Below are 10,505 nucleotides of genomic sequence, written 5' to 3' on the forward strand. Positions count from 1 at the left end.
TTGGGATTTACAAGCAAGATTGATTATCTTTGCAGCCCGATTAGGAGAATGCTGGGTTTGTACAGTTCAGCCGCTTCACTAAGCGAGTAAACATTTGATAATCAAGTAAATAACAAAGCAATGGATTTGATCAAATTAGTCGAGGCTGAATTTGCCGGAAAAAGACAAACGCAACCCGATTTTAAAGCAGGTGCAACTGTAAACGTTCACGTAAAAATTACTGAAGGAAACAAAGAACGTATTCAGATATACACTGGTACAGTAATTCAACGTCGTAATACAGGTACTAATGGTGAAACTTTCACTGTTCGTAAAATTTCTAATGGTATTGGTGTTGAGCGTATTTTCCCAATTTTATCACCAAGTGTTGATAAAATTGAAGTAGTACGTCATGGTAAAGTACGACGTGCAAGATTATTCTATCTACGAGGCAAACAAGGTAAAGCAGCTCGTATAAAAGAATTGAAGAAAAAATAAAAAACACTTTGAAAAAAAAGTTATTCATTTTAATAACTTTTTACGTTCAAAATTGTCTAAAGATAAAAGTAATAGCTTTTTCATAATTTTGTGTAGGAAAAGGCCGCCCCAATGGAGCGGCTTTTTTTATATTCAGTCATTCCAAAATTAAAAAGATATGAACAATTCTCTTAAATTCTACAAATATCAAGGCACAGGCAACGATTTCGTAATGATAGATAATCGCAACGAAATTTTTCCTATAAGCCAAACTTATATTGAGCATTTATGTCATCGACGTTTTGGTATTGGTGCTGACGGTTTGATATTACTTCAAAACGACCCCGAATACGATTTCAGAATGGTTTATTTCAATGCCGATGGCCGTGAAGGAAGTATGTGCGGCAATGGCGGTCGATGCACCGTTCGCTTTGCCGAAGATTTAGGCATTTTCAAGCATGAAACGAAATTTATCGCTGTTGATGGCAAACATACAGCCCAAGCAAATAAAGAAGTAATTTCGTTAAAAATGGGTGAAGTACATAGTTTAGAACGCCACACTGAGTATGATTTTATGAATACTGGCTCACCTCATTATGTTACGTATGCAACTGATATTGAGGTTGTTGACGTATTTTCAGAAGGAAGAAAAGTTAGAAATTCTGAAGAATGGGTAAACCGTGGCGGCACAAATGTAAATTTCGTGCAAGTGATTGACAATGAAACAATTTATGTTCGCACATACGAGCGTGGTGTTGAAGACGAAACCTACTCATGCGGAACGGGAGTAACTGCCTCTGCCCTATCTACTAATCTTCGATTTGGCATGAAAAGCCCGATAAAAGTTATTACCAAAGGAGGAAATCTGCAAGTCTCTTTCGAGGATAATTTTCAAAACATTCACTTAATTGGTCCTGCTATGAGGGTATTTGAGGGAATTTTGGAGTAAAAAAACTTCAATGTTAGCTATAAGTCTTGGCTTACTTCAATGTATGGCAAGACTTTTTTTGTTCTTAACAAAACATTTATCTCAAATACTTGCATAATCACTTACTCCTTCCTAATTTCCGTTTCATATAATAAAGAATCAAAAAATGACCGAGTTTGTATTAGCCATTGAGTGGAATGGCTTTGAAAAGGACAAATATGTTCATACAGTTTTAGAAGACAATATTTTACCTCCATATATTGCCCAATGTCGGTGGTTTGCAGGAAAAGCACGCCAAATTAAGCAATTGAAAGTACGGAATGCTGTACATCTCAATGACTTTATTTTTATGATTTTTGAATCAAAATATCAAGAGGGTGACAGTGAATTATATCTTTTGCCTCTTTCATTTATTGAAGAGGGTACGCAAAAAATACCCGAAAAAGGAATTTTGAGCAAAGCCAGCATGGACGATAAAAATGGTTTTTTGGTTGATGCTATTTATGACGAAAATTTCAGAAGTGCCTTATTTGAAGGCATTTATAACCAAAAACAAGTCAAACAACAGCATGATGGTGAACTTTCATTTGTAAAAGGAAAAGTATTAATTGCTGAGTCGGAGGTTGTCGAACACCGACCGATTGAGTCTTGTTTACCAGATGTTGATTCTTCCAACTCAGCCATGATATTTGGTGGCAAATATTTTCTCAAACTTTACCGAAAAATCTATGCTGAAACCAATCCAGAAGTGGAAATGGTAGAGTTTATCACTCAAAATTCTGATTTCAAAAATATCCCACGTTTTGCAGGTAGCATAACTTGGAAGCGTGCCAACGACCCTGAAATAACTTTTGGCGTAATGGTAGAAGTTGTCGAAAGCCTAAAAGACGATTGGAGCATGACAGGAGACTATCTGAATGATTTTTTGGAAGCATTCGTAGATGGTAATTTTCAGATAAAAGAATCGGTTTTTGATAAAGTTGCTCAACTTGCGGTACGTACTGCCGAAATGCACAAAGCACTTTTTTCCTTACGTGGAGCAGAGGCCTTCAATGCAGAACCATTCGACCGCCAATACCGACGTTATCTACACGAAAAATTTGAAATACTACTCGAAAAAAGATATAACTTACTGACAGACAATTACTTACGTCTTGACGAACAAGCCCAATCTTTAGCTTGGCGTTTTATGGAAGCCAAAGATTTGATACTTGATTTTATTGATCAAGTGCTTACACGACCACTTTTTTCTTACCGCACTCGCATTCATGGCGACTATCATTTGGGACAGGTTTTAGCAACTGAAGACGACTTGGTTATCATCGATTTTGAAGGTGAACCCGAAAGCACTATTACTCAACGTAAGATAAAACATTCGCCACTAAAAGATGTGGCAGGCATGATTCGATCGTACCATTATGCTGTTTCGGCAAAGTTATTTAATTCAGCAGAAACAAGTACAATAGACCCAATTGTGCTGCAACGTGCAGCCGATCGTTGGTATAAACTCATTAAAGATACCTATTTAGAAGAATATTTAGCAGTTTTCGGAACGCCCCATCCACTTTTTAAAGATACCAACGAAATCAATTATTTATTACTTTTTCATTTACTCGAAAAAGCAGTTTACGAAATTGGATATGAAGTAAATTACCGCCCATCTTGGGTAAAAATTCCGTTGAAAGGTATCGCAGAAGTTTTGGCAGAAGTAGAGAAACTGAGAAGATAATATTAGAATGAAGGCATATTTCAAACAACTTTTTGAACACGAATATTGGGCAAATCTTAAAGTTTTAGAAACTTTGATTATTGCAAACGAACCACCTCAACGAGCAATTGAGATTTTTTCTCATACCATTGCCACACAAAGAATTTGGTTCGACCGTATTAATGGCAACAAAAATGAACCAAAGGTTTGGGAGCTTTTTGACAGTAGTATAATGCTTGAATTATTAGAAATAAATTATACTGACCTTTCCAAACTACTTGATAATCAAGACATTAATCAATTGATTGCTTATCAAAACTCTAAAGGAGAGCATCATACAAATACAATTAATCAGATTCTAACTCACCTCGCTTTACACGCTGCTTATCATCGTGGGCAGGTGACTCTTTTACTGAAAAATCAAGTAGATAATTTACCTACAACTGATTATATTTTTTACATAAGATAATTTTTGTGCAATTTGAAAAATTGTACTCCAAACAAATGAATCATATTCCAAACCTACAAGACATACAAAATGCACATGAGCGAATAAAGCCTTTTATTCATCAAACGCCTGTGCTTAGTTCGCAGAGTATTAATGAATTGGCTGGTTGCGAAATTTATTTTAAATGTGAAAATTTTCAAAAAATTGGAGCATTCAAAGCACGTGGAGGTATGAATGCGGTTTTGTCTTTATCGAAAGAAGAACAAGAAAAAGGTATTACTACCCATTCTTCGGGCAATCATGCACAAGCAATTGCTTTAGCGGCAAAAACTGTTGGTACAAAAGCCTATATTGTGATGCCAAACAATGCCCCCGAAATTAAGAAAAAAGGCGTTTTGGCTTTAGGTGGCGAAATTATAGAATGTGAACCAACTTTAGAAGCCCGAGAAAGCACGGTTCAACAAGTTATAAAACGAACTGGTGCAACATTTGTTCACCCTTTCAATAACTACGATGTCATCGCTGGACAAGCAACTACAACCGTTGAATTAATTGCCGAAATACCCAATTTGCAAGTAGTGATGGCTCCCGTTGGTGGCGGTGGTTTATTGAGTGGAACGGCTTTGGCAACTCATTATTTATTACCTTATGCCGAAGTAATTGCTGGCGAACCCGAAGGTGCTGCCGATGCTGTTCTATCATTTAAAAGTGGGAAAATAGAAAAAGCACCATACATAAAAACCATTGCTGATGGATTGATGACAAGTTTGGGGGATAAAACCTTAGAAATAATCAGAATGTATGTAAAAGACATCATTACGGTAAGCGATGACGAAATTATTGCAGCTATGCGTTTGATTTGGGAAAGATTAAAAATTGTGATAGAACCTTCGTGTGCGGTGCCTTTTGCGGCACTTTTAAAGCAAAAAAAACGATTTTCTGGTAAAAAAGTTGGAATTATACTCACAGGTGGAAATGTAGATTTAGGCAAATTACCATTTTAAATTCAAAATTTATTCTTAAAAAAAGCCTTATTTAGCACGACTAAGTAAGGCTTTTTTCATACATTTACATCATATTTATTCAACCATTATAACAAAGTTCACCCATGAATCTGCAATTCTTGCCATCAAGAAGGACATTTCTTGCTATGTGCCTGTTTTTAATCACTCAATCACTACTTTTTGCACAATCTTCCAAAGTTTTAGTGTTTTCCAAAACTAAAGGCTGGCACCATAGTAGTATTCCTTTCGGTATCAAAGCCATTCAAAAATTAGGTCAAGAAAACAATTTTGGCTTTGATACGACTACAAATTCAACTTTGTTTACCGACCAAAATCTTCAAAAATACCAAACTGTTATCTTCAATAATACAACTGGCGATGTATTAAACAACGACCAACAATCAGCTTTTGAGCGGTACATTCAAGCAGGAGGTGGTTTCGTTGGAATCCACTCTGCAACCGATACCGAATATGCTTGGCCTTGGTACGGAGAGTTAGTTGGAGCGTATTTTGGTAGCCACCCAAATAATTCAAATATCAGAAAAGCAACAGTAGAAGTAACTGATAATCAGCACATTGCATCGGCACATTTACCAGCACAGTGGGAAAGAACTGACGAATGGTATAATTTCAAATACTTGTACCATGGTATTAAACCTTTGGCATATTTAAACGAAAACACCTACGAAGGTGGCACAAATGGTGGAAATCACCCGATTGCTTGGTACCATGAATATGATGGTGGCAGAGCATTTTATACTGCCAATGGTCACACTGATGAAAGTTATGCAGAACCCCTCTATCTTCAACATCTTTTGGGTGGAATAAAATATGCGATGGGCAATAGCAAACCTTTAAATTATGCTAAATCGTACTCAAAAGCAGTTCCCGAAGAAAATCGGTTTGAAAAAACAGTCTTAGTAAACGACCTTAATAATCCAATGGAATTGGCAATTGCCAAAGATGGCAGAGTATTTTTTACTGAATTGGCAGGAAATCTTTCTGTTTTTAACACCAAAACCAACGAACATAAATTAGTACATCGGTTTCCTTTAGTAATGAAAGGTGGCACTGGGCTGATAGGAATTACGCTTGACCCAAATTTTGAACAAAACCAGTGGATGTACTTGTATTATTCCCCTCCAATTGAAGGCGAACCTATTTTGTTCAACTTATCACGATTTAAAGTTAATGCTGACAATACACTTGATTTAGGTTCAGAAAAAATATTATTGCAAGTGCCAGTTCAAATCAATAGTGGTTCACATCATGGTGGCTCGCTGGCTTTTGACAAAAAAGGTAATTTATTTTTATCAACTGGCGATGGTACAACTCCCTTTCCATCAGATGGTTATGCTCCAATTGATGAAAGAAAAGATGAAAAATATTTTCCGATGGATGCCCAAAGGTCGGCGGCAAATACAAATGATTTCAAAGGAAAAATCTTAAAAATTCACCCTGAAAATGATGTAACAGCGGGGGCTGCCCCATATACTATTCCTGAAGGAAATATGTTTCCAAAAGGTATGGAACGAACCAAACCAGAAATATTTGCAATGGGTTGCCGAAATCCATACAGAATTGCGGTAAATCCAAAAACTTCGACCGTTTATTGGGGAGAAATTGGGCCCGATGCAGGTGAAGACAAAGAACGTGGACCAAGAGGTTATGATGAATTTAATCAAGCCAAAAAACCAGGTTACTACGGCTGGCCTTATTTTGTTGGTAATAATTATGCTTACACCGAATGGGATTTTGAAACCTCAAAAGCGGGCCCCAAATATGACCCTAAAAAACCTATCAATAATTCGCCAAACAATACCGGTTTGACCGAATTACCCCCTGCCGTTGCTCCAATGATTTGGTATCCTTATGCCCTTTCGTCCGATTTTCCAGAGTTAGGTTTGGGCGGGCGTAGTGCTATGGCTGGCGAGTTTTATACTTTTGATAAAAATTCTACTTCAAAAAACAAAATTCCTGAATATTATGATGGAGCATTATTTGTTTTTGATTGGATGAGAAATTGGATGCTTGCTTTGAGGTTAGATGAAAATGAAAATTATGTAAGAAATGAGAAGTTTATGCCAACCAATGGCGATTTTAGACGACCAATTGACTTGACATTCGGCAACGATGGTGTAATGTATGTTTTGGAATATGGTTCAGTTTATGGAGCAGACAATATTGATGCAAGATTAGTAAAAATCGAATATAATGGTGATAATAGGTCACCAAAAGCAGATGCATATTTTGCTGATTCAAAATTGATTGAAAAGGTAAACGCACAATCTTTTATTACTTCCGAAAACAAAAATTTTCCAAAACCCAAAGAGATAGTTGGTAAAGCACCTTTAACAGTAAAAGTTACTGGACGAGGCACTGACCTTGATTTTGATGATAAATTAAGCTATCAATGGTTACTCAACGGTAAAATAATTTCTAATAAACCAAGTGCCGATTATACTTTCACTAAATCGGGTAAATACAAACTTTTATTCAAAGTAAGCGACCAAAAAGGCAGCTCAAATATTGACACTTTGTTGGTAGTTGTAGGAAATGAAAAACCTTTTATTGCTATAAAATCGACTAAAAATAAATCATTCTATTGGGATAATCAGCCATTTTCTTATGAAATTGATGTGAAAGATGCCGAAGATAAAGCGATTAATCCTAAAAAACTGAAGACAGTTTATAATTATAATCCACAGCCTTTCAGCCCCGATGCAGAACCTGTAGGTGGGGCAAAAGCTATTTCTACAGTTGAGTCGGGTTCTATTGGCAAAACATTGATGGAAACAAGCGATTGTAAAGCCTGTCATACAGTTGATAAAAAAGCCGTTGGACCTTCTTTTACCGACATTTCGAAAAAATATGCTGGTCGTGAAGGCTCTTTGCAGTTATTGACTAAAAAAATTATCGAAGGTGGCGGTGGTACTTGGGGAACGATTCATGTAATGGCTGCTCACCCACAATTAGCAAAACAAGATGTCAATGAAATGGTGAAATACATTTTGTCATTGAGCGACCCTAAGAAGGCATTTAAGGCGATTCCACAAAAAGGTTCTTTGGCATTGTCTGAACATAAAACTGATAATCCAAAAGGTTTTTACACACTAAAAACACAATATACTGACAATAAAACCAGTGATGCACCCGCACAAACGAGTTCTGATTTTATTAGATTGAAATATAATACTCTCAGAGCAATGGACGCAGATTTACACCCTGGATTTATATTTGAATGGGGACAATTACGTCAAGGTGACTCAAAAGCCTATCTTTTGTACAGAAATATTGACTTAACAGGAATAAAAACCATCAGTTTTGAATATGCTTCGCAAGATAAAAGTGGAGAAATTGAAATCAGAAAAAACTCAGTAGCGGGACCAATAATCGGCAAAGTAAAATATGAACCCACAGGAAATTGGGACACAATGAAATGGATTGACTGTAAATTAGAAAACTCAGAAACGGATTTTCAAGATTTGTATTTTGTAGCAATAAAAAAAGACAAGCCTACTGACAAGATTATTAAGTTCAAGTCTGTTAAGTTTGATTAATAAATGTTAGTCTGAATAAATCTGATCATTTATTCAGACTACATTTTCAAATAAATCAACAAATTCAAATTTTTCTCCATCAAAAAGACCTAAATCGCTTAATTTCAAGGCAGGAATAACCAATAACGCCATAAATGAAAGGCTCATAAAAGGCGAAATGAGCGTGCTCCCAAGTTGTTCTTTTACAAATCGGTCGATCATCGTATAACTTTCTGCCACTTTGTAGCCATCTTCACTACTCATCAAACCTGCAATTGGCAAACCCAAAACACCTCTTTTTATATTACTCACAGCAGCCACGCCACCTTTCTCAAGAATAATTAAATTTATTGCTTCACAAATAGAAAAATCATCCACGCCAACTGCGATAATATTATGCGAATCATGCCCAACCGATGAAGCAATTGCACCTTCTTTCAATCCATAATTATTGATAAATGCAATAGCAGGAGGAGCATTTCGATAGCGATTCAAAACTACTATTTTCAATATATCTTTTTCTAAATCAGAAACTATCAATCCATCTTTAATCTTTGGTTGAACAAATATTTCATTTGTAATCAATTGGCCATCAATGGTTTGTATAACTCTCATTCGTTTAGGCTCATTGGGTACAGCCAATTCAATTTGCGTTGGAGTTATTGGTTCACAATCGAAATTATTAACAATTTCACTCTGCAAATTCTCAATCAAAGAAATTCCTTTTTCGGCAACTTTATTTCCATTAATATAGGTTTCTAAAATATTAAAATCTACTAAATTATCGACCAATATAAAATCTGCCCAATCGCCTTCACGAAGTAGTCCAACGCTCATTCGGTAGTGCAAAACAGGGTTTATTGTAGCCATTCTTAGCACTTTAAACTTATCAATTCCTTTGGCAATCGCTCTTTTTACTAACTGATTGATATGCCCTTCAACCAAATTATCAGGATGTTTGTCATCGGAGCAAAACATCATATTAGCAAAATATTCGTCTGCCAGTGGAATTAGCTCTTCAAAGTTTTTCGCTGCACTTCCCTCTCGAATCAAAATTTTCATCCCTAACTTGAGTTTTTCTAAGGCTTCTCCCTTGGTAAAGCACTCATGGTCAGTTTCGATTCCAGCATCAATATATTTCTTTGCTGATGCACCTCTCAAGCCAGGAGCATGACCATCAATAGGTTTGTTAAATGCCTTTGCTAATTCTATTTTTTGTAGCACAATCGGGTCGTCATGCAACACCCCAGGAAAATTCATCATTTCTGCTAAATAACCTATTTCTTTGTAGCCAAAAAGATGTACAATATCGAGGGCTGTTATTTCGGCTCCAGCTGTTTCGAAAATAGTAGCTGGCACACATGAGGGAGCTCCAAAACAAAATTTAAAAGGAACTCTCCGCCCATCTTCTATCATGTATTCTACACCTTTTACCCCTAAAACATTAGCGATTTCGTGAGGGTCAGATACAGTTCCCACCGTTCCATGCACTACTGCCAAACGTGCAAATTGGGCTGGTGTAAGCATAGAACTCTCAATATGAACATGGGAATCTATGAAACCTGGTAAAATATATTTTTTACCTTCTTCTTCTTTTCCTTGATAGTTAATTTGCTGAATTCTACCATTCTCAATGGTAAGCGTTCCATACTTAACTGTACTATCAAAAACATTCACAATATTGGCACTAATTGTAGTCATCGCAGGTCACAAAATATATTTATGTTGGTAAAATAAGTAATTTTTCAATAAATATCACCATTTTACAACAAAGATTTATAGATTACTTAAATGCCGTTTATAATTATTTTTATTGCATTCACCAATTTTATATTTTGTATTCTATTGATTATTAAGTATTTACTTCAAAATCGGCGTTTATTGATGATTTGAAATTGCAAAAAAATTGATATGAGAAAGCTCTTTAATATTTATGTTCTTTTATGTGAAGTTATCGTCTAAAAAATATGACGATTACATTTGAAAATTGAATTCATCAAATAAAAAAGTCATCCGACAATATCAGATGACTTTAAGTCTATTGAGTGAACCTTTTTGAATGAGTGATAATATAACAGGTTAACTTAATAATCGCTGTTATGTCTTTTGTGTGTAAATTTTGCGGATGCCAAAACCACATTTAAAACCGTGCCAAAACTTAATAGAATGTTAAATTTAATTTTATTTTTCATATCTCAAATATAAGCTTTTAAAAAACTTACATTTTAATGATTCTTGAGTACGAATGATTGTATCGTCACTAAAATCATGCCAAAAACTGAGTTCTTTCTTTTTTTAGATGTTTTTACCTATTCCAACGTATAAAATATTCCAGAGAGTAGGTAAATTTACTTCTGATAATTAATTCATACGGTTTTTTTCATTATAATATGCTTTAAACAAAGAAAGCCTTCGATAAATC

At 35.5% G+C, this 10,505-nt stretch carries 7 protein-coding genes; 6 read left to right on the forward strand and 1 reads right to left on the reverse strand.

The window, feature by feature from the left end:
• The first annotated feature begins 120 nt into the window (after positions 1-120).
• From rplS to ACH2CJ_RS11910, 6 genes are all read left to right on the forward strand, one after another.
• Positions 121-477 (forward strand): 50S ribosomal protein L19, encoded by a 357-nt coding sequence (gene rplS, locus ACH2CJ_RS11885; protein ID WP_394993025.1) that lies wholly within the window; start codon positions 121-123, stop codon positions 475-477.
• Between the two features lie 157 nt (positions 478-634).
• Positions 635-1,405: a diaminopimelate epimerase gene (gene dapF, locus ACH2CJ_RS11890; RefSeq protein WP_394993026.1), complete on the forward strand. Its 771-nt coding sequence runs from the start codon at positions 635-637 to the stop codon at positions 1,403-1,405.
• A gap of 145 nt (positions 1,406-1,550) precedes the next feature.
• Positions 1,551-3,113, forward strand: coding sequence for a putative maltokinase (locus ACH2CJ_RS11895; RefSeq protein ID WP_394993027.1), 1,563 nt, complete (start codon positions 1,551-1,553; stop codon positions 3,111-3,113).
• A gap of 7 nt (positions 3,114-3,120) precedes the next feature.
• Positions 3,121-3,561, forward strand: a complete 441-nt coding sequence (locus ACH2CJ_RS11900) for a DinB family protein (protein WP_394993028.1) — start codon at positions 3,121-3,123, stop codon at positions 3,559-3,561.
• Positions 3,562-3,596: 35 nt separating this feature from the next.
• A complete protein-coding gene (locus ACH2CJ_RS11905; protein ID WP_394993029.1) occupies positions 3,597-4,544 on the forward strand; it encodes a threonine/serine dehydratase in 948 nt (315 codons plus the stop codon).
• 104 nt (positions 4,545-4,648) lie between these two features.
• Positions 4,649-8,104, forward strand: coding sequence for a ThuA domain-containing protein (locus tag ACH2CJ_RS11910; protein ID WP_394993030.1), 3,456 nt, complete (start codon positions 4,649-4,651; stop codon positions 8,102-8,104).
• Between the two features lie 33 nt (positions 8,105-8,137).
• Here ACH2CJ_RS11910 and ade read toward each other — a convergent pair whose 3' ends face one another.
• Positions 8,138-9,784, reverse strand: a complete 1,647-nt coding sequence (gene ade, locus ACH2CJ_RS11915; RefSeq protein ID WP_394993031.1) for an adenine deaminase — start codon at positions 9,782-9,784, stop codon at positions 8,138-8,140.
• Between the last annotated feature and the right edge of the window lie 721 nt (positions 9,785-10,505).

It is taken from the genome of Emticicia sp. (assembly GCF_043780375.1).
Taxonomy (GTDB): Bacteria; Bacteroidota; Bacteroidia; order Cytophagales; family Spirosomataceae; genus Emticicia.